Source organism: Amycolatopsis sp. NPDC101161 (assembly GCF_044768185.1).
Taxonomy (GTDB): domain Bacteria; phylum Actinomycetota; class Actinomycetes; order Mycobacteriales; family Pseudonocardiaceae; genus Amycolatopsis.
Map to the genome: position 1 here is coordinate 990025 of NZ_JBIWPI010000001.1, position 22468 is coordinate 1012492.

Genomic DNA, 22468 nt, shown 5'->3' on the forward strand with positions numbered 1-22468 from the left:
GTGACCGCGCTTAAGGTCGTGCCTGCTGGGAAACCCGACGACCGAAAGAGACGATCATGGACGGGCTGATGCAGCCGCGGCCGCTCACCATCGCCCACATCCTGGACCGGGCCGAGCGGCTCTTCGCGCACAAGGAAGTCGTGACGCCGGGCGAACGGCGCACGTACGCCGAGGTGCTGGGCGACGTCCGCCGCCTCGCCGCCGCGTTGGACGCCCTGGGGGTCCCGGCGGACGCGCGCGTCGGGACGTTCGCGAGCAACACCCGCCGCCACCTGGAGCTCTACCTCGCCGTGCCGGCCACCAAGCGGGTGCTGCACTCGATCAACATCCGGCTCTCGGCGGAGCACCTCGAGTACATCGTCGACCACGCCGAGGACGACGTGGTGTTCGTCGACCGCGGGCTGCTCCCGCGGATCTGGCCGAGTGCCGGGAAACTGCCGAAGGTGCGGCACTGGGTGGTGCTGCCCGACGGCACCGACACCGAAATCCCGGCGGACCCCCGGATCTCGGACTACGACGAGCTGATCGCGGCGGCCGAGCCGGTCACGGGCCCGTTCGAGGCCGGCTTCACGCTCGAGGAGGAGAACCTGGCCGCCGGCCTCTGCTACACCTCCGGCACGACCGGGCCGCCCAAAGGCGTGCTCTACAGCCACCGGTCCACCGTGCTGCACTGCCTGGGCACCCTCGCGGCCGGCCTGATCGGCCTCTGCGAAAGCGACGTCGTGCTCCCGATCGTCCCGATGTTCCACGCCAACGCCTGGGGCCTGCCCTACGGCGCGATGATGGCGGGCGCCTCGCTGGTGCTGCCCGGCCCGTCCGCGGAACCGGCGCACCTGCTGGGGTTGATGGCGGCCGAGCGGGTGACGGTCGCCGGCGCCGTCCCCACGGTGTGGACCAGCCTCGCTCCCGAGCTCGGCGCGTACGACTTGAGCGCGATGCGGTTCCTGCTCGGCGGCGGCTCCGCCGTTCCCCCGGCCCTTTCGGAGACCTACCGGGCCGCGATCGGGGTCCCCATCACCCATTCCTGGGGGATGACGGAGGTGAGCCCGGTCGGGGTCATCGGCGGCACGCGGTCCCAGCACGCTGCTTTCGCCGAGTCCGAGCAAGTGGCTGTCCGGGCCGCTCAAGGTCAGCCGCTGCCGCTGGTGAACGTGCGGATCGTCGACGTCGAGACCGGCGACGAGCTGCCGTGCGACGGGCGCGCCGTCGGCGAGCTGCAGGTCGCGGGCCCGTGGGTGGCCGGCGGCTACTTCCGGGTGGACACCCCCGGCAGCTTCACCGGCGACGGCTGGCTGCGCACCGGCGACCTGGCCACCATCGACGGCGCGGGCTACCTGCGGCTGGTGGACCGGATCAAGGACCTGATCAAGTCCGGCGGCGAGTGGATCTCCTCGGTCGAGCTGGAGGCCGCCATCGCCGCCCACCCCGACGTCGTCGAGGTCGCCGTGATCGGTCGCCCGGACCCGCGGTGGATGGAACGGCCCGTCGCTTACGTGGCTTTGCGCGAGGGGAGTGCCACCACGGCCGACGACCTCCTGCGGCACCTCACGCCGCTGGTCGCGAAGTGGTGGCTGCCCGACGAATTCATCTTCCTGCCCGCGCTGCCCAAGACGGGCACCGGCAAGCTCTCCAAGCTCGACCTGCGGGAGGCGCAGCGGATCGCCTAGGTGACGGTCGCGCGGAGGGCGTGCAGGCGGAGACCCAGCTGCAGCTCCAGATCGTTGCCCTGGCGCCAGTCGAAGCCGAGCACGCTCCCCGCGCGGTCCAGCCGCTTGAGCAGCGTGTTGACGTGCACGTGCAACGCCCGCGCGGTCGCCGCGACGTTCGCCCGGTTGTCGTAGTAGGCGCCCAGCGTGTCCACGAGTTCGGTGCCGCGCTGCTCGTCGTACTCCAGCAACGCGCCGAGCGAGCCGGCCAGGAAGCGGTCGAGCTCGCCGGCTCGCTCGGCGTCGAAGACCATCGCGTACAACGCGTACCGGCGCGTGGTCGCGCCCGTGTCGGTGTGGCCGAGCGCCCGCAGCACCGCGCCGCAGCGGCCCGCCAGCGAAAACGCGCGGGACCAGTCGTGGCCGGCCGCCCGTTCGCCGACGACCAGGACCGGGGCGCCCAGCGTGCGCCGGAGTCTACTGTGGACTTCCGACACCGTTTCCTCGTCGTCCGCGCCGGGCAGCAGCATCGTCGCGCGGCCCAAGTGCTCGCCGGCCAGCCCGGCGTGGTCGCGGGCGATGTCGTGCAGGTGGCGGGCCAGGTCGGTCGGGGCCACGGCGGGGGAGTCCGCGACGACGACCAGCTCCAGGCGGTCGGCGTCGATGCCGCGGGCGCGGGCGCGGGTGCGCTGGGCCGGGCTGATCCCCGGGCTGCCGACCAGCAGCTCGGTCAGCAGCTCGCCGCTCACCCGTTCGCCGGCCTCCGCCACGGCCCGCTCCTTGAGGATCAGCAGGCCGAGGATGTGGGTAGCCCGCTCCAGCGTGCGCAGGTCCGTGTCGTCCGGGACGCCGTCCCGGCGCCACACCAGCGCGCCCAGGTAGCTGTCGCCCGCCTGGATCGCCGCCACGCTCAGGCCGGCGGCCACCGTGCAGCGGCCCGAGCGCCGGGCTTCTTCGACGGCGCCGGCCAGCTCGATCTCCCCGGCCCGGTCGAGGAGCGCGACGCTGCCGCCCAGCTGGTCGGCGAGCAGCTGCGCGACGTCGTCCGGCGTCCCGCCGGCCAGCACCACCCCGGTCAGCGCCTCGTGGATCGCCTGCGCCCGCTCGATCTTGCGGTACGCGCTTTGCAGCTCCTGCAACGCGGTCCGGCTCGCTTCGTAGAGCCGGGCGTTGTCGAGGGCGACCGCGGCGTGGTCGGCGAACGCGTTGAGCAGCGCGATTTCGTCGGCCTGGAACGACCTTTCCGAGCGGTACGCGGCGAACAGCGCGCCCACCGCTTCGCCCCGGATCACCAGCGGCACTCCGAGCAACGCGACCAGGTCCTCGGTCCCGACCAGCCGGTCGAAGTCCGGATCGTGCTGGATGAGCGTCGAGGACGCGTAGTCGCGCACCCAGTGCGGGCTCCGCGAAGCCAGCACCTTGCCCCCGAGCCCCACCGTGGCCGGGATGGCCGCCGCGAGGAACTCGGCCGAGATCGTGCCGTCCGACGCGCGGGCCGAGAGCCGGCCGTCCGGGCCGACCAGCGACAGGTAGGTGAAGTCCGTGCCGATCAGGTCGTGGGCGTGGTGGACGATCGACTGCAGGACCTCGTCCAGCCCGCCGAGCGCGGTGAGGGACTTGACGGTCGCGTACAACGACGCCAGCTCCCGCTGCCGCCGCGCGAGCGAACCCGGTTCCGCCGTATCGGTCACCGCGCGCTCCTCCTCGCGATTCAGGTGGACGAAAGGCCCACCACCCCGCCGTGAGGAGTGGGTGGTCCACACCTCATCCGCAGCGTAACCGCGTCCTAGCATCACCGCCATCACCAGGCTGCGCTCAACGACGAAGGCGGCATCCATGGCAATCCCGCTCACCCAGCCCGAAGGGCACTCCGGCTCCGCCGTGTCCCCGGCCCCCCGCCGGGCCTTCCGCAAGCTGCTGGCCGCCGGGCTCGTCGGCAGCTCGATCGAGTGGTACGACTTCTTCCTCTACGGCACCGCGGCCGCGCTGGTGTTCCCCAAGGTCTTCTTCCCGCATTCCTCGGCGCTGACCGGCACCCTCCTCGCCTTCAGCACGTTCTGGGCGGGGTTCGTGGCGCGGCCGATCGGCGGCGTGCTCGCCGGGCACCTCGGCGACAAGTACGGGCGCAAGCCGGTCGTCGTCGCCTGCCTGGCGGTGATGGGCGCGGCGACGTTCCTGATCGGCTGCCTGCCCACGGCGGCGGCCGTCGGCTCGCTCGCTCCGACGCTGCTGGTCATCCTCCGCTTCATCCAAGGACTCGCGACCGGCGGCCAGTGGGGCGGCATCATCCTGCTGCTCACCGAATCCGCCGGGCCGAAACGGCGGGGTTTCGCCGGGACCTTCGGCCAGACCAGCGTTCCGGTGGCCGTGATCATCTCCAACCTCATCTTCGTCGCCGCCAGCGGCCTGATGCCGGACGCCGCGTTCCTGTCCTGGGGCTGGCGGATCCCGTTCCTGCTCAGCGTCTTCATGTTCGGGGTCGTCCTCTACATCCAGGCCAAGGTCGAGGACACGCCCGAATTCCGGGAGCTGCAGGAGAAAGCGGCGAAGTCCGACGACGAGGTGGTGGTCCGGGCGCCGCTCGCGCAGGTCCTGCGCAGCAAGTGGGGGACGATCCTGCTCGGCTGCGGACTCCTGTCGGCCACCAACAGCCTGTTCTACGTCAGCATTTCCGGGCTCCTGAGCTACGGCACGGGAACGCTCGGCCTCAAGCGCGACGCCCTGCTGGCGGTCGTGCTGCTGGCGTCGGCGGCGATGCTCGCGACCATCCCGTGGTCCGGGTACCTCTCCGACAAGATCGGCCGCCGGCCGCTGATCCTCATCGGCGGTCTGGGCGTCGCCGCGTGGGGTTTCCCGTACTTCGGGCTCGTGGGCACCAAGTCCCTGCCGCTGATCTTCGTCGCGGTGGCGGTCGGGTTCGTCTTCCAGTGCCTCACCTACGGCCCGATCGCGAGCTTCCTCAGCGAGCTCTTCGCGCCGGCGGTGCGGTATTCGGGCGCGTCGCTGGCCTACCAGCTCTCGGCGATCATCGTCAGCGGCGGGACGCCGTTCCTGATGACCGCGCTCATCGCGGACACCGGCAGCACGCTGCCGGTCGCCGGCTACATCACGCTGATGGGGCTGATCACCTTCGCCAGCGCGTGGTTCCTGCCCGAGACGAACCCCGCGTCGGTCCGCGAAGACCCGGAAGCCCTGCCCGGCGCGCACCTCTACCGCTGAGCCGTCCCCGAACTCCCGAAAGGAGGCCAGAGTGCGGAAGTTCACCCTGTTCGCCGTGGTGCTGGTGGCCGGTGCGGCCACGCTCGCCGGGGCCGGCCCCGCCACCGCCACGACGGCGTGCGCCGGGCTGACCGGGCTGACGATCCCGGCGTCGACGATGAGCCTGCCGACCACCGGCGGCCGCGTCACGGCGGCGTCGGTCGCGACCGGTCCCGCCGGCGAGTACTGCCGGGTCGACGCCGACATCTTCCCGGTCGACCCGACGGCGCCGTCGATCAAGATGCGCGTCGCGCTGCCCCGCGACTGGAACCGCAAGGCGCTGATGTTCGGCGGTGGCGGCTACAACGGCACCATCCCCGACGTCGCGTCGAACGTGCCGTTCGGCCCGGCCGACCAGCCCGTGCCGCTGGCCCGGGGGTACGCGACCTTCGCGAGCGACTCGGGGCACCAGCAGAACCCGGCGTCCCCGCCGTCGCTGGACGGCTCGTTCGGCGCGAACGACGAGGCCCTGGTCAACTTCGCGGCCGGTGACGCGCTGAAGAAGACGCGGGACGCGAGCCTGTTCGTCATCCGGCACGCCTACGGGACGTCACCCGCCGAGACGTTCTTCGCGGGCGGGTCGACCGGCGGCCGCGAAGCGCTGAACGTCGCGCAGCGCTGGCCGACCGCGTTCGACGGCGTCATTTCCGCGTTCCCCGCCTGGAACAACATGGCGGAGATCCTGGATCTCGGCTACCTGGTGCAGGTTCTGTCCCAGCCCGGTGCCTTCCTGGGGCCCGACAAGCAGAAGCTGTTGTACACCAGCGTCATCAACGCGTGTGACGGGCTGGACGGCGTGAAGGACAACGTCGTGTCGAACCCCGGTGCGTGTCACTTCGACCCGCGCGTGCTGCGGTGCCCGGGCGGGGCCGACGCCGGTCCCGCGTGCCTGTCCGATCCGCAGATCGGTGCGGTGAAGGCGATGTCGTCGCCGTTCCGGTGGCCGTACCGGATCGCCAGCGGGGAAACGCAGTACCCGGGCTTCCCGTTCCTGTCGGGCGCGGACATGAGCACGCCGTTCCTCGGCTTCGGGACGACCGCCCCGGCGAATCCGATGCCGGTCACGAGCGGCTACGGGATGCAGTACTGGGACCAGTGGGTCAAGTACTTCCTGACGCGGGATCCGCAGCACCGCTCGCTCGACGTGGACCCGAGGCACCCCGGGCAGTGGCTGGCCCGGATCAGTGAGCTGTCGAAGATCGAGGACCGCAACAACGCGGACCTGCGCCCGTTCGCCCGGGCCGGCGGCAAGCTGATCCTCCTGCACGGCGCGGCGGACGAGCTGGTCTCGCCGTACTCGACGAGCGACTACTACGAGCGGGTGCGCTCGGTGGTGGGTCCCCGCTCGACCGACGCGTTCCTGCGGTACTACGTCGTGCCGGGCGCGAACCACGCCAACTTCGGCACCCCGGCGTTCGCCGCGGCTTGGGATTCGCTCACGGCGCTGGAACACTGGGTCGACAAAGGACAGCCGCCGGTGAACCCGGTCGTGACCGACTTGGCCCACGCCCGAACCCGGCCGCTGTGCGCGTACCCGGGATGGCCTCGGTATCGCGCGGGGGACCCGAACAGCGCGTCGAGCTACGTCTGCACCCGCTGACCGGTGACCCACCGCGGCTCACCGGAGCCGAAGGTGGCGGTGGCGCACGCGTCGGCGCGGGTGAGTGACGGCCCCGTCACCGTGACCGCAGTCGGGTCGCGGGCCGGGGCCGCCGTCACGGGGTCGATGATGTGCGCCCCGCGTTCGGCGCTGCCCGACGTCGCCGCCGCCGTTGACCGCGTGGTTGCGGCTGCCGCGCTCGCGCAGCAGCGCGCTCGCCCGCTCGATCGCCCAGCCCTTCACCAGGCCGGTCGGGTCGGGCGTGCCGCGCCAGCGGGCCGTGAAGTAGCCGCCGGTCTCGACTTCGAACCGTTCGCAGAGGCGGAAAACCTCCGCGACGAGCGGGTCGGCCGCGGCGACCGTCAGCTCGCCGCGGCCGAGGCGGCTGATTTCGCTCTCGGACCGGTAGGTGCTGAACAGCGCGTCGACCCGGTGCAGCCACGCGACTACCTCCGCGATCGGCCCGGCCCAGTCGCCAGGGTCGCGGACGTCGATGCTGAACACCGTGTCCATGCAGTGCTCGACGTGCACGGCGGTCGTGCCGGCGGAAGGTCAGCGCTGGGCAAACCCGGTCAGTTCGGCCGAGACGTCCCAGAGGCGCCGGGCCTTCGCGGGGTCGAGGGCCCACTCCTTGACGCCGTGCGGGTGGTCGGCGAGGTCCGCGTCATCGGGGACGGTGTAGGCCTCCCGCGCGTCGTCGAGGTAGTGCCCGCCGGTGCGGGCGAACTCGGGGGCGACGGCGGCGACGATGCTCGTCGCGGCTCCCTGGCCGACCGACTTGTACCGGAAGATCCCGGCCGCTTCGGCCGCGGCCAGGGACGCCTTCTGCGCGTCGGTGAAGTCGCGCTGGAGGCCGGTCGCGACTCCGCCGGGGTTCACGGCGTTGGCGAAGATCCCGTCGGCTGCCCAGCGGCGCGTCGCTTCGACCGCGAAGAGTGAGTTGGCCGTTTTCGATCGGGCGTAAGCGATCTGGGGGTCGTACGGCCGCCTCGTGAAGTGCAGGTCGGCGAAGTCGACGCCGGCGCGCATGTGCGCGGTCGAGCTGACCGAGACGATCCGCGCCTCGCCCCGCTCCGCCGCGCCCGCCGCGAGGGCGTCGTGCAGGCCGGTGGCCAGGGCGAAGTGGCCGAGGTGGTTCGTCGCGAACTGCAGTTCCCACCCCTCCGGCGTGCGGGCCGGGCCCCCGGTGACGATGCCCGCGTTGGCGACGAGCAGGTGCAGGGGGCCGTCCCAGGCTTCGGTGAACCGCCGGACGGACCCCTGGTCGGCGAGGTCCAGCCGCGCGACCCGCGACGGACCCGCGACGGCGGCCGGGTTACGGACGGCGAACGTCACCTCGGCGCCGGCGGCGGCCAGCACGCGGGCGGTTTCCGCGCCGAGGCCGGAAGACGCGCCGGTCACGATCGCGCGGACCCCGGAGAGGTCGACGCCGGCCAGCACCTCGGTCGCGGTGCTGGCGGCGGTGAACGGTGTGGTGATCAAAGTGGGCACGGCTTCGACTATACGACTTAGAACAAAGTTGTAAAGTGAGTCTAGTGCTCGTAGGGTGGCCGCATGGTTTCCGAACCGGCGAAGGCCGGCCGTCGTGACGCGGTGCTCGAGGCGGCGCTGGAGACGTTCGCCCGGCACGGCTACCGGAAGACGTCCATGGACGAGGTGGCGCGCGCGGCCCGGATCTCCCGGCCGGGCCTCTACTTCCTGTTCGAGTCGAAGGAGACGCTGTTCCGGGCCGCGGTCACGCGCACGCTGGAGCAGGACCTCGCCGTGGCCGAGCGCCTCCTCGGCGACGCGGGCAAGCCGTTGCGCGAACGGGTCGCCGGGGCGTTCGACCAGTGGGCCGGCCGGTACGTCGGGCCGTTGAGCCGGGACGTGACCGGGGTGATCGAGCAGAACCCGGACCTGCTGGGCGACATCGTCGAGACGGCTCCGGCGCGCTTCGAGGCGCTGGTGACCGACGCGCTCGCCGAGGTGACGGGGCGGGCGACGGCGACCCGCGTCGCGCAGACGTTGATCAGCGCGTCGGTCGGGCTGAAGCACCAGGTCGCCACCCGCGAGGACTACCTCCGCCGGTTCACCACCGCGGTCGAGCTGCTGGTCCCGTAGCCGCGCTACGAGGACCGCCAAGGCATCAAGGCCCACACGGTCTTCACGACGGCGTCGTGGTGGACATCCCAAGCCAGCGCCAGGTTCGACACGACCGCGAGGCCGGTGCCGGGCCCGCGGGCGCCGTCGCGGATGGCCGTGAGCGTTTGCGTCCGGTGCGGTGCCGCGTCGGTGACCTCGAGCAGGAGCCCCGTGCGGTGGCGGGTGTACCGCAGCTGCAGCGGTGCTTCGGCGTGCACGTACGCGTTGGTGACCAGCTCGTCGGCGACGAGCACCGTGTAGCCCAGCGCGGCGGTGGCTGCCGCGCCGAACGTGAGCCGGTCGGCGAGCCAGCGGCGGACCGCCGGGGCTTCCGGCCGGGGCCGGAGGTCGAGGCAGCCTTCGGCGACGTCGGCGATCTTCGCGCTCAAGCGGCCGACCTGGATGGTCAGCCAGCGGTGCTCGGGCTGGGTGTCCACGGCAGCACCTCCGATGCGAATGCGATCCAGCCGGGGGTTCCCGCGTGGCGACGTCCGGCCTGACCGGCCGTTCCGTGTTTCAATACGCGTCCAGAAGGAGGCCGGATGAGCCGTAACGCCGGACCGCGGCCGCTCAGCTCGAGCGAGGTGGCGCGGACGCTGGGGGTGTCCCAGGTGACGCTGCGCACCTGGGAGCAGCGGTACGGGATCGGGGCCGCGGAGCGGGAGGCGAACGGACGGCGGCGGTACACGCCCGAGGACGTCGAACGGCTGCGCCGGATGCGGGCCCTGCAGGCCCAGGGGACCAGCGCGCGCGACGCCGCCCGGCTGGTGCTGGAGCGCTCGGCCGCCGAGGTGACCGCCGGGCAGCGCCGGCAGCGGCTGGCCGAGGCGGCGGAGTCGCTGGACCTGGCCACGATGGGCGGCCTGGTCGACGACGCGCTCGGCAGCCTGGGTGTCGCGAAGGCCTGGACGGAGGTGATCGCGCCCGTGCTGCGCGCGATCGGGGAGCGGTGGGCGCGGCTGGGCGACCGCGCGGCGATGGCCGCGGAGTGGGCCTTGGCGACGGCGTCGTCCGCGGCGCTGGACCGGTACCCGGCACCGGCCCGCGCGGGCCGGGCGCCGGTGCTGTTCGTGTGCGGCCCGGCCGAGCGCCACGAGCTGCCGATCAAGGTGCTGTGCGCGGCGCTGAACGACGACGGCGCCCCGGCGTGGTTCCTGGGCGGCCTGGTCTCGCTCGACGTCCTGCGCGTGGTGGCCGACCGCTTCACGCCGTCGGGCGTGGTGGTGTGGTCGATGACGTCGCAGTCGGCGGACGTGCGGATCCTGCGCGCCCTGCACGCCGACGGGGTGCCGGTGCGCCCGGCCGGCCCGGGGTGGCGGGGGCTGCCGATCGTGGGGGAGCCGGTGCCGGCGTCATTCACGGCGGCCCTCGCGGCTTTCTCCGGGTGACAGCTCGCGCCGCGGAAGGTGCCGGACGGGGTGCTTCCGCTTCGCCGGGACGTCGTTGGCGATGAGCACCGCGGCCCACGGCAGGGGCACGGACACCGCGAGGAACGCCAGGGCCAGCCACCAGATGTGCGCGGTGAGCCCGGCGAGGACCAGGCACGGGATCCGGCAGGCCATCATCACGACGTACTTGCGGCGCCGGCGGGCGAGCTGCTCGTCGGCCGACGGCGCGGCCGTGGTGATCACGACGGGCTTGCTCACGAAACCACCTTCGGTCCGTTGTGGACGGCGAGCACGGCCAGCGGCCCGGCGACGTTCTCGAGGATCTGCACGGCGATCAGGCCCGGCTGCCCGGGGAAGTGCGCGGCCGCGGTCCAGAGCGAACCGGCGAGCAGGAAGCAGGCGAGCACCGAGCCGACGGTGATCGCCGGGCCGCGCAGCCGCCGGTCGTGGCTGTCCACAATGGTCAGCAGCAGTACACCGTGGACGGTCAGCGCCATCCCCGCCGCCACGGCGGGCGATTCCAGCGGCAGCCACCCGAAGCTGGCCGTCGTGGCGAACGCGGACAGCAGGGCCGCCCCCGCCGCGCACCCGGCCGCCAGGCGGGTGGTGACCATGACGGTCATCGCCGCCCCCGGTCCAGGGCCCGCGTCTCTTCGGGCGGGTCCGGCGTCAGCAGCGAGCCCGGGACGGCGTGGCCGCCGGAACCCAGCTTGTTCATCTTCTTCGGCACCGGCGCGCCCTGGTACTCGAGCGGTGTCGCGGCCAGGGGCTGGTGGATCTCGACGAACTCCCCGTGCGGCAGCCGCTTGATGATGCCCGTCTCGACGCCGTGCTCGAGCACCTCGCGGTCGGCCCGCTGCAGGCCGACGCAGAGCCGGTAGGTGGCGAAGTAGGCCAGCGGCGGCCCGACGAGCAGCCCGATCCGGCCCGCCCACGTCATGGCGTTGAGCGAGACGTCGAACTGGACGGCGAGGATGTCGTTGAAGCTGGACAGGGTGAGCACGAGGAAGAACGTGATCGCCATCGCGCCCAGCGAGGTGCGGACCGGGACGTCGCGCGGGCGCTGCAGCAGGTTGTGGTGCGCGGTGTCGCCGGTGAGCCGGCGTTCGATGAACGGGTAGCTCAGCAGCAGCGTGACGAGCACGGCGATGCCGATCGCGCCGGCGAAGAACACCGGCGGCACGGTGTGGTCGCCGAGGTAGAGCTCCCACGGCGGCCACACGCGCAGCAGCCCGTCGGCCCACCCCATGTACCAGTCCGGCTGGGACCCGGCGGAAACCTGGGAAGGGTTGTACGGGCCGAAGTTCCACACCGGGTTGATCTGGAACAACCCCGACATCAACGCCAGCACCCCGATGACCAGGGTGAAGAACGCCCCGCCCTTGAGCGCGAAGTACGGCATGATCCGCACCCCGACGACGTTGGTTTCCTTGCGCCGCACCCCGGGGAACTGGGTGTGCTTCTGGTACCACACCAGCGCCAGGTGCACCCCGACCAGCGCGAGCATGATGCCCGGCAGCAGCAGGATGTGCAGCGTGTACAACCGCGGGATGATCTGATCCCCGGGGAACTCCCCACCGAACAGCGCCCAGTGGATCCAGGTCCCGATCACCGGCACCGACAGCACGATGCCCGACAGGGTCGCCCGGATCCCGGTACCGGAGAGCAGGTCGTCGGGGAGGGAGTAGCCGAAGAAGCCCTCGAAACAGCCCAGGATCAGCAGCAGCCCGCCGATCACCCAGTTCGCCTCACGCGGGCGCCGGAACGCGCCGGTGAAGAAGATCCGCAGCATGTGCACGGCCATCGACGCCACGAAGATCAGCGCCGCCCAGTGGTGCAGCTGCCGCATGAACAACCCACCACGGACGTCGAACGAGAGGTCCAGGGTGGTGCGGAAGGCCTGCGACATCTCCAGGCCCTGCATGTTCTTGAAGCTGCCGTGGTAGACGACCTCCTGCATCGAGGGGTCGAAGAACAACGTCAGGTAGACGCCGGTCAGCAGCAGGATGATGAAGCTGTAGAGCGCGATCTCGCCCAGCAGGAACGACCAGTGGGTCGGGAACACCTTGTTCATCTGGTGCCGCAGGCCCTTGGCCAGGTGGTACCGCTGGTCGGCGTTGTCCGCGGCGTCGCCCAACGCCTTCTCGACCGGGCTCGACCCCTTGGTCGGCGTGGTGAGTGAACTCATCGGGCCCCTCCCGCTCGGTGGGTTACTCCGATCGTCACACCGGTCCGCCGGGAATGCACGTCGTTGCATCGAAGATGAATCGCTTGACAACGGCAAGATCAGCGGAAATCGGGTGCGCGAGCTAGGCTTGCGGCGAATCTGCATCGGAGGTGCGCGTGGTTTTCGAGTTCTCCAGCGTCGTCGGCGCGCCCGTCGACGAGGTGTTCGCCTGGCACGGCCTGCCCGGGGCGATCACGCGGCTCGCGCCGCCGTGGCAGCCGGCCCGGGTCGGGGCGGAGGCCGGGTCCCTGCGCGACGGGACGGCCGAGCTGGTCCTGCCCGGCGGGCCGAAGTGGATCGCGGCGCACCAGGCCGCCGCGTACCGGCCGCCGCACCAGTTCGTCGACCGCCTGGCCACGCCGGTGCTTTCGACCCTCCTGCCGTGGCAGCACACCCACCGGTTCGAAGCCGACGGCCCCGGCCGCACGGTCGTCACCGACCAGGTCGAGACGCCGGTGCCGGCGGCGCTACTGCGGTCGATGTTCGCCTACCGCCACCGGCAGCTGGCCGCGGACCTGGCCGCGCAACGGCGGTACTGGCACGAGCCGCTGACCGTGGCGGTGACCGGCGCGAGCGGCCTGGTCGGCACGTCGTTGACGGCGTTGCTCACCACCGGCGGCCACCGGGTGGTCCGCCTGGTCCGGCGGCCCGCGCGCACCCCCGACGAACGAACCTGGCAGCCCGAGGAGCCCGCCGCCGACCTGCTCGCCGGCGTCGACGCCGTGGTCCACCTCGCCGGCGCGTCGGTCGCCGGGCGGTTCGGCGAACGCCACCGACGGGCCGTGCGGGACAGCCGGATCGGCCCGACCCGCAAGCTCGCCGAGCTCGCGGCCCGCACCCCGGACGGGCCCGGCGTGTTCGTCACGGCGTCCGCGGTCGGGTTCTACGGGCCGGAACGCGGGGACGAGATCCTCACCGAGGACAGCGCCCGCGGCACCGGCTTCCTCGCCGACGTCGTCGACGACTGGGAGGCCGCCACCGGACCCGCCGCCGCGGCGGGGATTCGCGTCGTCCGGGTGCGCACCGGCCTGGTGCTCAGCCCGCGCGGCGGCGTGCTGCGGCTGCAGCGCCCGCTGTTCGCGGCCGGGCTGGGCGGGCCGCTCGGGACCGGCCGGCAGTGGACGCCGTGGATCGGCCTCGACGACCTGACCGACATCTACCTGCGGGCACTGACCGACCGGGCCCTCGCCGGCCCGGTCAACGCCGTCGCCCCGGAGCCGGTGCGCAACGCCGAGTACACCCGGGTCCTCGCGCGGGTGCTGCACCGCCCGGCGGCGCTCGCGGTGCCGTCGCTCGGGCCGCGGCTGCTGCTCGGCCGGGAAGGCGCCCGCGAGCTGGCGCTCGCCGACCAGCGCGGGTGCCCGCGGCGGCTGCTCGACACCGGGCACGAATTCCGCCACTCCGGGCTCCGGGACGCCCTCGCCCACGTGCTGGGCGCCGACTCCGGTGTCCCGGCCCGGCCGACCGCAGGAGAACCGGTATGACCACCGTGCCCCGCCCCGCTCCGCCGCTCGCCCTGGCCGGGTTCGTCGCGGCGGTGGCCGTCGTCGCCGCGGTCGGCAGCCTCGCCGCCACGCGGTCGCGCGCGGTCTACTCCGGACTGGCGCAGCCGCCGTGGGCGCCGCCGTCCTGGCTGTTCGGTCCCGTGTGGACAGTGCTGTACGTGCTGATCGCGGTGTCCGGCTGGCTGTTCTGGCGCACCGGGGCCCCGCGCCGCGAGTTCGCCTGGTACGCGGGCGGCCTGGTGCTCAACGCGGCGTGGACGCCGTTGTTCTTCGCCGCGGGCGCCTACACCGTCGCGTTGGTGGAGATCGTGGTGCTGGACGTCGTGATCGCGGCGACCGCGCTCGTGTTCCGCCGCCGCTCGGCGACGGCCGCCGCCTTGCAGCTGCCGTACCTGGCGTGGACGCTGTTCGCGACCGCGCTCAACGCGGCGATCGTCGTCCTGAACTGATCGGAGAACCGGCTTGCTCGACACGCTGCTCGACCGCTCGGTGGCCCTCGGCTACTCGCGCCTCGGCTACGCGCTGCGCCGGCGCACGTGGGCGGCGGACGACCCCGCTCCGGACGTCCTGCGCGGCCGGGTCGCCCTGGTGACCGGCGCGAGTTCCGGCCTGGGCGAGGCCACGGCCACCGGACTGGCCCGGCTCGGCGCGGAGGTGGTGCTGGTGGTGCGCGACCTCGAGCGCGGCGACGCGGCGCTCGCCCGCGTGCGCGCGGCGGTGCCGGAGGCCAAGGTCCGGACGGCCCGGTGCGACGTCTCCTCGTTCGCTTCGGTGCGGGAGTTCGCGGCCCGGGAGCCGCGGGTGGACGTCCTGGTGCACAACGCCGGGGTGCTGCCGCCGGAGCGGACGGAGAGCGTCGACGGGCACGAGATCACGTTCGCCACGCACGTCCTCGGGCCGTTGCTGCTGACCGAGCTCCTGCGTCCCGCATTGCGCGACGCGCGGGTGATCTTCGTGTCGTCCGGCGGGATGTACACCCAGCGGCTCCCGGTCGACGACCCGGAGTTCCGCGACGGCCGCTACCGCGGCGCGACGGCGTACGCGCGGACGAAGCGGATGCAGGTCGAGCTGACGCCGTTGCTGGCGGAGCGCTGGCGGGCGGACGGGATCGCCGTGCACAGCACGCATCCCGGGTGGGCGGACACCCCGGGGCTCGCGGATTCGCTCCCGGCGTTCCGCAGGCTGCTGGCACCGGCGCTGCGCACGGCGGCGGAGGGGGCCGACACGGCGGTCTGGCTCGCGGCGACCCAGCCGGGGGTCTCGCCGGGGCGGTTCTGGCACGACCGGCGCGACCGCCCGACGCACGTACTCCCCGGGACGCGCCCGGCCCCGGGCGATGCCGAGCGCCTGCTGCGGTACTGCCTGGCGGCCGTGGGCTTGTGAACGCCCCGGTGGTGCTCACGGCGACGGTGGACGAGCTGACCCAGGCGGCGTGGGATTCCTTGCGCCCGGGCTTGGTTTCCGCCGGAGCGGTTGGTCGTCGGCGCGCATGTGACGTTGTTCCACGCGTTGCCGGGGAGCCACGAGGACGAGGTCGTCGCCGAGTGCGCGGCGGTCGCGGGCTCGACGGGCCCGTTCACCCTTGCGGTGGACGGGGTTCGGTCACTAGGCCGCGGGGTGGCGCTGGTTGTCCGGTCTCCGGAACTGGTGGCGGTGCACGCGCGGGTGCGGAGTCGGTGGGTCGAGTGGCTGACGCCGCAGGACAAGCAGCCGCTGAAGCCGCATGTGACGGTGCAGAACAAGGTGAGTCCGGAGACCGCGGCGGCGACACTGGAGGTGCTGCGCGAGGATTTCGGCCCTCGTGTGGGAACGGCGACCGGGCTGGCGGTGTGGCGTTACGTGGGCGGCCCGTGGGAGCTGGTGAAGGCGCTGCCTTTCGGCGGCTGAGCACCGGCGCGTGCGGCATGCTGGTCCGGTGACAGAGGAGGCGCGATGACCCTGCCGTCCACCATGACCGCCTGGCGCGTCACGCGGCCCGGGCCGATGGCTTCCCACCCCCTCGAAGCCGCCCGCGTCCCGGTCCCGAGCCCCGCCGCCGGGGAACTGCTCGTGCGGGTGCGGGTCTGCGGCGTCTGCCGGACCGATCTCCACGTCGCGGAAGGCGACCTCCCCGTCCACCGGCCCGGCGTCACGCCGGGGCACGAGGTCGTCGGCGAGGTCGCCGGACTCGGCGCCGACGTCACCGGGTTCGGGATCGGTGACCGGGTGGGGATCGCCTGGCTGCGGCACACCTGCGGCACCTGCCGCTTCTGCTTGCGGGGCCGGGAAAACCTGTGCCCGGACTCGCGGTACACCGGCTGGGACGCCGACGGCGGCTACGCCGAGTTCGCGGTCGTCCCGGCGGCCTATGCCCTGGCGCTGCCCGCCGGCTACTCCGACGACGAGCTGGCACCCCTCCTCTGCGCCGGGCTCATCGGCTACCACGCGCTCGCCCGCGCCGAGGTCCCCGACCAGGGGCGCCTGGGCATCTACGGCTTCGGCGGCAGCGCGCACCTGACCGCCCAGGTGGCGATCGCCCGCGGGGCCACCGTCCACGTCGTGACGCGCAGCGCCGAAGCCCGCGAACTCGCCCTGGCGCTGGGCGCCGCGTCAGCCGGCGACGCGCCGCCCGAACCCCTGGACTCGGCGATCCTGTTCGCTCCCGTCGGCACCCTGGTCCCGCCGGCGCTGGAAGCGCTCGACCGCGGCGGCACGCTGGCGATCGCGGGCATCCACCTGTCCGACGTCCCGCCGCTGAACTACCAGCGTCACCTGTTCCAGGAACGTCAGGTCCGCAGCGTCACGGCGAACACGCGGGCCGACGCGCGGGAGTTCCTCGACTTCGCCGGGACGCACCACCTGAGCGTGAGCACCGTGCCCTACGCCTTGGCCGACGCCGACCGGGCGCTGACCGACCTCGCCGCCGACCGGGTCACCGGCGCGGCGGTGCTCCGGGCCGGCTGAACCGGGCGGTCGACCTGGTCGTCAGGCCTGCGGCGTGAGCAGGACGACCGGGATCACGCGCTCGGTCTTCCGCGCGTACTCCGCGTAGAGCGGGAAGATCTCGACCATCCGCGGCCAGAGGGCTGCACGCTCGGCCGGCGACGCCACGCGGGCGCGGGCGGTGAACCGGCGGGGGCCGACCTGGACGCCGACGCTCGGCTCGGCCTCCAGGTTCTTGAACCACGCGGGGTCCTCGTCGGCGGCGCGGTCGAGGTCGGCGGCGACGGCCATGGTGGCGGTCCTTTCCGGTGCGGTCGGTCGTGGTCGATCGTGCCGGGGACGGAGCCGGTCCCGCTTTCTCGACACGCGGTCACCGCCGCATCCGGGGATCTTGCGACGGGTCGGGGTACAGCGGCGGGCACCCCTGGTCGACGGCCTCGGGACGCAGCTCGTAGTGCCACGGCTCGTTGCGGTAGATCTGGCACAGCCCGTACCGGCCGCCGTGCTCGGCCAGCCACGCCCGGGCGTCGGGTGGCCAGACGTCGACCGCGTCCCCGGAAACGTGCGCCGACGTGCCGGGCGTGGCCACCCAGCGGGCGGCCTCCGCCGGCGAGCCGTACTTCGCGACCGCCTGCCGGAACAGGTGCTCCTGGTACTCCGGGGACCGCCAGCCGCCGTTGACGAAGAACCCGAACGCGGCGTCCGCGGCGGCCCGGCGCAGGGCACCGAGCAGGGCGGGGTCGAGGTTGACCACGGCCGGGGTCGTGTCGTCGAAGACGGGCACCGGCCGGGGGACGGCGCCGTGCGCGGTGAAGTCCATGCCCCCAGTCGAGGCGGCGGCGCGTTGCCGGCCCGTATGCGGTTTTCGATAAGCCGGCGATACGGGCCCGCTCGTAGCATCGGGGGCATGCGTGTGCTGGTCGTCGAGGACGAACCCTTCCTGGCCGAGGCGATCCGCGACGGGCTGCGCCTGGAAGCGATCGCCGCCGACATCGCCGGCGACGGCGACACCGCGCTCGAGCTGCTGAGCGTCAACGCCTACGAGCTCGCGGTCCTCGACCGCGACATCCCCGGCCCCTCGGGCGACGAGATCGCCGAACGCATCATCGCCTCCGGCAGCGGCATGCCGATCCTCATGCTCACCGCCGCCGACCGGCTCGACGACAAGGTCACCGGGTTCGAGCTCGGCGCCGACGACTACCTCACCAAGCCGTTCGAGCTCCGGGAGCTCGTGCTGCGGCTGCGCGCGCTCGACCGCCGGCGCGCCCACAACCGGCCGCCGGTGCGGGAGATCGCGGGCCTGCGGCTGGACCCGTTCCGCCGCGAGGTCCACCGCGACGGCCGGTACGTCGGGCTGACCCGCAAGCAGTTCGCCGTGCTGGAGGTCCTCGTCGGTGCCGAAGGCGGGGTCGTCAGCGCCGAAGAGCTCCTCGAGCGGGCCTGGGACGAGAACGCCGACCCCTTCACGAACGCCGTCCGCATCACCGTCTCCGCCCTGCGCAAGCGGCTCGGCGAGCCCTGGCTCATCGCCACCGTGCCCGGCGTCGGCTACCGCATCGAAGCCCCGGGAGGCGACCGTGGGTAGGAAGCCCGGCCTGAGCGTCCGCCTCAAGCTCACCCTCAGCTACGCCGGCTTCGTCATGGTCGCCGGGGCGCTGCTGCTCGCGGCGGTGGGCCTCTTCCTGCTGTACTACCAACGACTGGGCATGGAAACCATGCCGGTGGTGATGTCGCCGCCGGGCCGGGTCCTCATCCGCGGCTTCGCGCCGTCCGCGATCGCGGTGCTGATCTTCCTGCTGGTGTTCGGCCTCGCCGGGGGCTGGGTGCTGGCCGGCCGGATGCTCGCCCCGCTGACCCGCGTCACCGACGCCACCCGCCTCGCCGCGGACGGCTCGCTCTCGCACCGGATCCGGCTGCCGGGCCGCAAGGACGAGTTCCGCGAGCTCGCCGATGCCTTCGACACCATGCTGGAGCAGCTCGAGTCCCACGTCACCGCGCAGCAGCGGTTCGCGGCCAACGCGTCGCACGAGCTCCGCACGCCACTGGCCGTGACGCGGACGCTGCTCGACGTCGCCCGCAAGGACCCCACCCGCGACGCGGGCGAGCTCGTCGACCGCCTGCACGCGGTCAACACCCGGGCGATCGACCTCACCGAGGCGCTGCTCGTGCTCAGCCGGGCCGACCGGCGGTCGTTCGCCCGGGAACGCGTGGACCTGTCGCTCACGGCGGAAGAAGCCGCCGAGACGCTGCTGCCGCTCGCGGAAGAACGCGGCGTCACCATCGAGACGTCCGGCGAGCCGACGCCCACGCTCGGGTCGCCCGCGCTCCTGCAGCAGCTGACGACGAACCTGGTGCACAACGCGATCGTCCACAACCTGCCCGGCGAGGGCACGGTGTGGGCCACGACCAGCGTGCGCCCCGGCAGCGTGGTGCTCACGGTCGAGAACACCGGCGCGGCGCTGACGCCCCAGCTGGTGTCGACGCTCGTCGAGCCGTTCCGCCGCGGCACGGAACGCATCCGCACCGACGACGCCGGCGTCGGGCTCGGCTTGGCGATCGTGCACAGCATCACCCAGGCCCACGACGGGACGTTGACGCTGACCCCGCGCGACGGCGGCGGGCTCCACGTCACGGTCCGGCTGCCCATCTGCGTCGCCCGCCTCCCGCGGTGAGGTCCTTGAAGTAGCTGTGCGAGGTCGACGTGCGCAGGTAGCCGAGACCTTCGTAGAACGGGTGGGACGCGGGGCGCACGACGTTCGAGCGGACCACGATCGCGGGCAGGCCCTGCCGGGCCGCCCACTGTTCGGCGGCCCGGACGAGCGTGCGGCCGAGGCCGGCCCGGCGGGCCGCCGCGTCGACGACCAGCCCGGTGATCTCGGCGTGTTCGTCCTGGTGCAGCAGGGCCGGCCGCCGCTCGACGCCGACGTAACCGTCGATGCGGGCGCCGTCGGCCGCGACGAACACCTGCTGTGCGGCCGAATCGAGGATGGTGGCCAGCCGGCGGGTCACGGCGCCGGCGTCGCTCGGGTACCCGAGCTGGGCCAGCAGCCCGGCCAGCCGAGGGGCGTCGGCGGCCCGTACCGGGCGGATCTCCCGGCTATCCGATGGGGAAGTCAAAGTACGTGTCCGGGTAGGGCTCGTCGGTCAGGGTGTAGTGCCACCACTCGCGGTCGTACCGCCGGAACCCGCACGACTCCATGATGGAGCAGAGATCGGTCCGGTTCCGCGCTTCGGTCTCGGTGATCCCGCTCGCGCCGTGGTGGGAGATCGCGTCCATCAGGTCGTGGTCGCCGCCCATGGCCGCGAGCTCGCCGGTGTCCAGGTGGTACAGCGTCAAGTCGACCGTGCTGCCGCGGCTGTGACCGGACTTGGTGGCCACATAACCCTTTTCGAACATCTCGGCCCGGTCGAGCCTCGGGTAGTGCCGCGGCTTCGTCCGGCCGTCCTCCGGCCGCCGGGACCAGCGCAGGAAGCAGTCCACGGCGCGCTGCGGGCGGTAGCCGTCCCACAGCAGCAGGCCGAACCCGCGGGACGCCGCCTTCTCCTGCGCCCGCCGCAGGGCCGTGCCCAGGGCCGTGGTGCCGACGACCCGGTTCGCCAGGTAGCCGTCCACCGGCTTGCCGGTGAAGTTGTCCCAGGTGGCGTACTTGGCGTCCCAGCGGATTCCGGGCGCGACCTCGTCCACGTACACGAAATCGGCCTTCACCGGGGGTTCTCCTTCAACGCCAGCGACACCACCCGGTCGAGCACGTCGCCGAGCGGGATCCCCGCGGCCGCCATCATCCGCGGGTACCGGCTGTAGGACGTCAGGCCGGGCAACGTGTTGACCTCGTTGAGGACCACGGTCCCGTCGTCCTTCAGGAACATGTCCACTCGGGACAGTCCCCGGCAGCCCAGGGCGCGGTACACGGCCTTGGCCGTCTCCAGGACGAGGGAGCGCGCCTCCTCGGGGATGTCGGCGGGAACGATGAACGTCGAGTTCTCGGAACCGCCTTCCGGGTTGCTTTCCTGGTGGATCTTGAAGAAGCCGTGGGTGAGCGCGACCCGGTCCAGCTCGCCGGTGACCAGGTCCGGGTCGTCGCCCAGCACGGCGCAGCCGATCTCGCGGCCGGCGACGGCTTCTTCGACCAGGACCTTCGAGTCGAACTGCCGTGCGGTTTCCACCGCACCGGCGAGTTCTTCTTCGCGGGTCACTTTGCTGACGCCGAAGGAAGATCCCGACCGGGCGGGTTTGACGAACACCGGGAAGGTGAGCCGGTCGGGATCGACCTTCTCGTCCGCGGTGACCGTCCGGAACTCCGGCGTCGCGATCCCCGCGCTCCGCACGGCCAGGTACGTCAGGGACTTGTCCATGCACAGTGCGGAACTCTGGACGTCACAGCCGGCGTACGGAACGCCGGCGAGTTCCAATAAACCCTGCGTCGCACCGTCCTCCCCGAGCCGGCCGTGCAGGAGCGGCAGCACGACGTCGAGACGGATCGTCTCGTACTTCCCGTCTTCCAGGACGAGCAGGCCGTGCACGCCGCGGTCCGGGGACAGCACGGCCGGGCGGCACCGGCCGGTTTCCCAGCCGGGGCCGGGGCCGTCGCACAGCAGCCAGGTGCCGGCGCGGGTGATCCCGATCCAGAACGGCTCGTACTTCCCGGTGTCGAGGTGCTTCGCGACCTCTTGCGCGGATTTGACGGAAACGGGGTGCTCTTCGGTGGATCCCCCGAAGATGATTCCAACCTTCACCTTATCCATGTCGCAGCTCGCTTTCGAAGGTCAGGCAGTTGATGAGGCTGTTTTCGACGGTGTCGCTCAGCGCGTGGTCCGTGTAGTACGCGGTGTGCGGGCTGATCAGCACGTTGGGCAGGCTTTGCAAGCGCACCAGCAAATCGCTGTCCGGCGATCTGGTGCGGTGGTCGGCGTAGAAGATCCCTTCCTCCCCTTCGAGGACGTCCAGCGCCGCGCCGCCCAGCCGGCCGCTTTCCAGCGCCTCGACCAGCGCGCGGGTGTCCAGGAGCGGACCGCGGCCGGTGTTGACGACGACCGCGCCGCGCTTGAGCTGCGCGATGCGGCGGGAGTCGAGGAGGTGGTGGGTGTCCGCGGTCAGCGGCGTGTGCAGCGTGACGACGTCGCTCAGCTGCAGCAGTTCCTCGAGCGAGGTGTAGTCGGCGGAGTTCCGGGGTCGGATGTCGTAGGCCAGCACGCGGCAGCCGAAGCCGCGCAACCGGTCCATGACCGCCACGCCGATGCGGCCGGTCCCGATGACCCCGACGATCAGGTCGCGCAGTTCCCGCCCGCGGGCGTCGGGCTGCCGGTAGTCGTAGACGTCCGCGCGCCGGAGCAGGGCTTTGACGCCCCGCGCCGCCATCAGCATCAGCATGACGGTGTAGTCGGCCACGCTGTCCGGCGAATAGGCGACGTTCCCGACCTCGATGCCGACGCTCTTCGCGTAGTCGACGTCGAGGTGGTCGAACCCGATGCTGCGCGTGGAGAGGTACCGCACGCCGGCGCGGCCGAGCGCGTCCAGGGTGGCGTTCGTGATCGCGGTCTTGTGCGCGACGCTGACGCACCGGTTTCCGCACGCCAGCTCGACGTTTGCTTCGGAAAGCGCGGCGCCGGTGATGGTCGGCACGACGCCGCAGCGAGGCGCCAGCTCGCGGAACAACGCGGCCTCGTCCGGCTCGCAGCCGTAGATCGTGATGCCCAGCGCCGTGTCGGTCATGCCCGCCAGTCAAGGCGAGGCGGTGTTGCCGGCACGTATGCGTTTTCCGATACGCCGACGATAAGGCGAGCCGCCGCGGATCACCGCG

Annotated in this window: 25 protein-coding genes and 1 pseudogene; 12 read left to right on the forward strand and 14 right to left on the reverse strand. The window is 72.5% G+C overall.

Translation table 11 applies throughout. From position 1 onward, the window contains the following. The first annotated feature begins 56 nt into the window (after window positions 1-56). Window positions 57-1667 carry a long-chain fatty acid--CoA ligase gene (locus ACIRSS_RS04810; RefSeq protein ID WP_400890534.1) on the forward strand — a complete coding sequence of 537 codons (1611 nt, stop codon included), beginning with the start codon at window positions 57-59 and terminating at the stop codon, window positions 1665-1667. Here ACIRSS_RS04810 and ACIRSS_RS04815 read toward each other — a convergent pair. Then, window positions 1664-3337, reverse strand: coding sequence for a helix-turn-helix domain-containing protein (locus tag ACIRSS_RS04815; RefSeq protein ID WP_400890536.1), 1674 nt, complete (start codon window positions 3335-3337; stop codon window positions 1664-1666). The two genes, ACIRSS_RS04810 and ACIRSS_RS04815, sit on opposite strands and share 4 nt — an antisense overlap. Window positions 3338-3482: 145 nt before the next feature. Between ACIRSS_RS04815 and ACIRSS_RS04820 the strand changes: the two genes are divergently transcribed. Together ACIRSS_RS04820 and ACIRSS_RS04825 are read left to right on the forward strand one after the other, a co-directional pair. Next, complete coding sequence (locus tag ACIRSS_RS04820; protein ID WP_400890538.1) at window positions 3483-4865, forward strand: MFS transporter; 1383 nt, start codon at window positions 3483-3485, stop codon at window positions 4863-4865. Between the two features lie 157 nt (window positions 4866-5022). Beyond that, complete coding sequence (locus ACIRSS_RS04825) at window positions 5023-6504, forward strand: tannase/feruloyl esterase family alpha/beta hydrolase (RefSeq protein ID WP_400893384.1); 1482 nt, start codon at window positions 5023-5025, stop codon at window positions 6502-6504. Here the strand turns inward: ACIRSS_RS04825 and ACIRSS_RS04830 are convergent. The 3 genes and pseudogenes from ACIRSS_RS04830 to ACIRSS_RS04840 form a co-directional block, all read right to left on the reverse strand. Continuing rightward, on the reverse strand, window positions 6486-6623 hold the full coding sequence (locus ACIRSS_RS04830) for a hypothetical protein (protein WP_400890540.1): 138 nt from the start codon (window positions 6621-6623) through the stop codon (window positions 6486-6488). The genes ACIRSS_RS04825 and ACIRSS_RS04830 overlap by 19 nt on opposite strands. A 172-nt stretch (window positions 6624-6795) precedes the next feature. Beyond that, window positions 6796-7017, reverse strand: a pseudogene (locus tag ACIRSS_RS04835) (FAD:protein FMN transferase); the annotation flags it as partial. 39 nt (window positions 7018-7056) lie between these two features. After that, window positions 7057-7995, reverse strand: a complete 939-nt coding sequence (locus tag ACIRSS_RS04840) for an SDR family NAD(P)-dependent oxidoreductase (RefSeq protein ID WP_400890542.1) — start codon at window positions 7993-7995, stop codon at window positions 7057-7059. Between the two features lie 63 nt (window positions 7996-8058). Between ACIRSS_RS04840 and ACIRSS_RS04845 the strand changes: the two genes are divergently transcribed. Continuing rightward, entirely contained in the window at window positions 8059-8607 is a 549-nt protein-coding gene (locus tag ACIRSS_RS04845; protein WP_400890544.1) for a TetR/AcrR family transcriptional regulator, read from the forward strand. Window positions 8608-8612: 5 nt separating this feature from the next. On the opposite strand, the gene ACIRSS_RS04850 is transcribed toward ACIRSS_RS04845, so the two are convergent. Then, entirely contained in the window at window positions 8613-9065 is a 453-nt protein-coding gene (locus ACIRSS_RS04850; protein WP_400890546.1) for an ATP-binding protein, read from the reverse strand. Window positions 9066-9170: 105 nt separating this feature from the next. Between ACIRSS_RS04850 and ACIRSS_RS04855 the strand changes: the two genes are divergently transcribed. Then, the gene (locus tag ACIRSS_RS04855; protein ID WP_400890548.1) at window positions 9171-10016 is read left to right on the forward strand and encodes a MerR family transcriptional regulator; all 846 of its coding nucleotides are present in this window, start codon (window positions 9171-9173) and stop codon (window positions 10014-10016) included. On the opposite strand, the gene ACIRSS_RS04860 is transcribed toward ACIRSS_RS04855, so the two are convergent. Genes ACIRSS_RS04860 through ACIRSS_RS04870 form a run of 3 tightly spaced genes read right to left on the reverse strand, consistent with a single transcriptional unit; the run spans window position 9981 to window position 12204 of the window. Beyond that, complete coding sequence (locus tag ACIRSS_RS04860; protein ID WP_400890550.1) at window positions 9981-10274, reverse strand: DUF3099 domain-containing protein; 294 nt, start codon at window positions 10272-10274, stop codon at window positions 9981-9983. The two genes, ACIRSS_RS04855 and ACIRSS_RS04860, sit on opposite strands and share 36 nt — an antisense overlap. Next, complete coding sequence (locus ACIRSS_RS04865; protein ID WP_400890552.1) at window positions 10271-10639, reverse strand: hypothetical protein; 369 nt, start codon at window positions 10637-10639, stop codon at window positions 10271-10273. Before ACIRSS_RS04865 ends, ACIRSS_RS04860 begins: the two co-directional genes overlap by 4 nt. Further along, on the reverse strand, window positions 10636-12204 hold the full coding sequence (locus tag ACIRSS_RS04870) for a cytochrome bc complex cytochrome b subunit (protein WP_400890554.1): 1569 nt from the start codon (window positions 12202-12204) through the stop codon (window positions 10636-10638). The genes ACIRSS_RS04865 and ACIRSS_RS04870 overlap by 4 nt, the downstream gene beginning before the upstream one ends. A 155-nt stretch (window positions 12205-12359) precedes the next feature. On the opposite strand from ACIRSS_RS04870, the gene ACIRSS_RS04875 reads away from it, so the two are divergent. The 5 genes from ACIRSS_RS04875 to ACIRSS_RS04895 all read left to right on the forward strand — a co-directional run bounded on the left by ACIRSS_RS04875 (window position 12360) and on the right by ACIRSS_RS04895 (window position 16691). After that, a complete protein-coding gene (locus ACIRSS_RS04875) occupies window positions 12360-13727 on the forward strand; it encodes a TIGR01777 family oxidoreductase (RefSeq protein WP_400890556.1) in 1368 nt (455 codons plus the stop codon). Beyond that, a complete protein-coding gene (locus ACIRSS_RS04880; protein WP_400890558.1) occupies window positions 13724-14197 on the forward strand; it encodes a TspO/MBR family protein in 474 nt (157 codons plus the stop codon). The genes ACIRSS_RS04875 and ACIRSS_RS04880 overlap by 4 nt, the downstream gene beginning before the upstream one ends. A gap of 13 nt (window positions 14198-14210) precedes the next feature. Then, the gene (locus ACIRSS_RS04885; protein WP_400890560.1) at window positions 14211-15131 is read left to right on the forward strand and encodes an SDR family NAD(P)-dependent oxidoreductase; all 921 of its coding nucleotides are present in this window, start codon (window positions 14211-14213) and stop codon (window positions 15129-15131) included. A 90-nt stretch (window positions 15132-15221) separates the two neighbouring features. After that, a complete protein-coding gene (locus ACIRSS_RS04890; RefSeq protein ID WP_400890562.1) occupies window positions 15222-15635 on the forward strand; it encodes a 2'-5' RNA ligase family protein in 414 nt (137 codons plus the stop codon). A gap of 63 nt (window positions 15636-15698) precedes the next feature. Beyond that, window positions 15699-16691, forward strand: a complete 993-nt coding sequence (locus tag ACIRSS_RS04895) for a zinc-binding alcohol dehydrogenase family protein (protein WP_400893385.1) — start codon at window positions 15699-15701, stop codon at window positions 16689-16691. Window positions 16692-16712: 21 nt separating this feature from the next. Here ACIRSS_RS04895 and ACIRSS_RS04900 read toward each other — a convergent pair whose 3' ends face one another. Together ACIRSS_RS04900 and ACIRSS_RS04905 are read right to left on the reverse strand one after the other, a co-directional pair. After that, entirely contained in the window at window positions 16713-16961 is a 249-nt protein-coding gene (locus ACIRSS_RS04900; protein WP_400890564.1) for a nitroreductase/quinone reductase family protein, read from the reverse strand. Between the two features lie 79 nt (window positions 16962-17040). Then, window positions 17041-17490: a M15 family metallopeptidase gene (locus ACIRSS_RS04905; RefSeq protein WP_400890566.1), complete on the reverse strand. Its 450-nt coding sequence runs from the start codon at window positions 17488-17490 to the stop codon at window positions 17041-17043. 87 nt (window positions 17491-17577) lie between these two features. On the opposite strand from ACIRSS_RS04905, the gene ACIRSS_RS04910 reads away from it, so the two are divergent. Both ACIRSS_RS04910 and ACIRSS_RS04915 read left to right on the forward strand, forming a co-directional pair. Then, window positions 17578-18255, forward strand: a complete 678-nt coding sequence (locus ACIRSS_RS04910; RefSeq protein ID WP_400890568.1) for a response regulator transcription factor — start codon at window positions 17578-17580, stop codon at window positions 18253-18255. Beyond that, on the forward strand, window positions 18248-19342 hold the full coding sequence (locus ACIRSS_RS04915) for a sensor histidine kinase (protein ID WP_400890570.1): 1095 nt from the start codon (window positions 18248-18250) through the stop codon (window positions 19340-19342). Before ACIRSS_RS04910 ends, ACIRSS_RS04915 begins: the two co-directional genes overlap by 8 nt. Here ACIRSS_RS04915 and ACIRSS_RS04920 read toward each other — a convergent pair. From ACIRSS_RS04920 to ACIRSS_RS04935, 4 genes are read right to left on the reverse strand one after another with little or no spacing between them, the layout of a single operon-like run. Further along, a complete protein-coding gene (locus tag ACIRSS_RS04920; protein ID WP_400890572.1) occupies window positions 19299-19787 on the reverse strand; it encodes a GNAT family N-acetyltransferase in 489 nt (162 codons plus the stop codon). The two genes, ACIRSS_RS04915 and ACIRSS_RS04920, sit on opposite strands and share 44 nt — an antisense overlap. Continuing rightward, the gene (gene vanX, locus ACIRSS_RS04925; protein WP_400890574.1) at window positions 19768-20376 is read right to left on the reverse strand and encodes a D-Ala-D-Ala dipeptidase VanX; all 609 of its coding nucleotides are present in this window, start codon (window positions 20374-20376) and stop codon (window positions 19768-19770) included. The genes ACIRSS_RS04920 and vanX overlap by 20 nt, the downstream gene beginning before the upstream one ends. Beyond that, the gene (vanA, locus tag ACIRSS_RS04930; RefSeq protein ID WP_400890576.1) at window positions 20373-21413 is read right to left on the reverse strand and encodes a D-alanine--(R)-lactate ligase; all 1041 of its coding nucleotides are present in this window, start codon (window positions 21411-21413) and stop codon (window positions 20373-20375) included. The genes vanX and vanA overlap by 4 nt, the downstream gene beginning before the upstream one ends. After that, window positions 21406-22380: a D-isomer specific 2-hydroxyacid dehydrogenase family protein gene (locus tag ACIRSS_RS04935; RefSeq protein WP_400890578.1), complete on the reverse strand. Its 975-nt coding sequence runs from the start codon at window positions 22378-22380 to the stop codon at window positions 21406-21408. Before ACIRSS_RS04935 ends, vanA begins: the two co-directional genes overlap by 8 nt. Window positions 22381-22468 lie beyond the last annotated feature (88 nt).

Excerpts from the sequence above, each read along its gene's own strand:
- ACIRSS_RS04810 (WP_400890534.1), top strand. The coding sequence starts at position 57 with ATGGACGGGCTGATGCAGCCGCGGCCGCTCACCATCGCCCACATCCTG.
- ACIRSS_RS04820 (WP_400890538.1), top strand. The coding sequence starts at position 3,483 with ATGGCAATCCCGCTCACCCAGCCCGAAGGGCACTCCGGCTCCGCCGTG.
- ACIRSS_RS04825 (WP_400893384.1), top strand. The coding sequence starts at position 5,023 with ATGAGCCTGCCGACCACCGGCGGCCGCGTCACGGCGGCGTCGGTCGCG.
- ACIRSS_RS04845 (WP_400890544.1), top strand. The coding sequence starts at position 8,059 with ATGGTTTCCGAACCGGCGAAGGCCGGCCGTCGTGACGCGGTGCTCGAG.
- ACIRSS_RS04855 (WP_400890548.1), top strand. The coding sequence starts at position 9,171 with ATGAGCCGTAACGCCGGACCGCGGCCGCTCAGCTCGAGCGAGGTGGCG.
- ACIRSS_RS04865 (WP_400890552.1), bottom strand. The coding sequence starts at position 10,639 with ATGACCGTCATGGTCACCACCCGCCTGGCGGCCGGGTGCGCGGCGGGG.
- ACIRSS_RS04870 (WP_400890554.1), bottom strand. The coding sequence starts at position 12,204 with ATGAGTTCACTCACCACGCCGACCAAGGGGTCGAGCCCGGTCGAGAAG.
- ACIRSS_RS04880 (WP_400890558.1), top strand. The coding sequence starts at position 13,724 with ATGACCACCGTGCCCCGCCCCGCTCCGCCGCTCGCCCTGGCCGGGTTC.
- ACIRSS_RS04895 (WP_400893385.1), top strand. The coding sequence starts at position 15,699 with ATGACCGCCTGGCGCGTCACGCGGCCCGGGCCGATGGCTTCCCACCCC.
- ACIRSS_RS04900 (WP_400890564.1), bottom strand. The coding sequence starts at position 16,961 with ATGGCCGTCGCCGCCGACCTCGACCGCGCCGCCGACGAGGACCCCGCG.
- ACIRSS_RS04905 (WP_400890566.1), bottom strand. The coding sequence starts at position 17,490 with ATGGACTTCACCGCGCACGGCGCCGTCCCCCGGCCGGTGCCCGTCTTC.
- ACIRSS_RS04910 (WP_400890568.1), top strand. The coding sequence starts at position 17,578 with ATGCGTGTGCTGGTCGTCGAGGACGAACCCTTCCTGGCCGAGGCGATC.
- vanA (WP_400890576.1), bottom strand. The coding sequence starts at position 21,413 with ATGGATAAGGTGAAGGTTGGAATCATCTTCGGGGGATCCACCGAAGAG.
- ACIRSS_RS04935 (WP_400890578.1), bottom strand. The coding sequence starts at position 22,380 with ATGACCGACACGGCGCTGGGCATCACGATCTACGGCTGCGAGCCGGAC.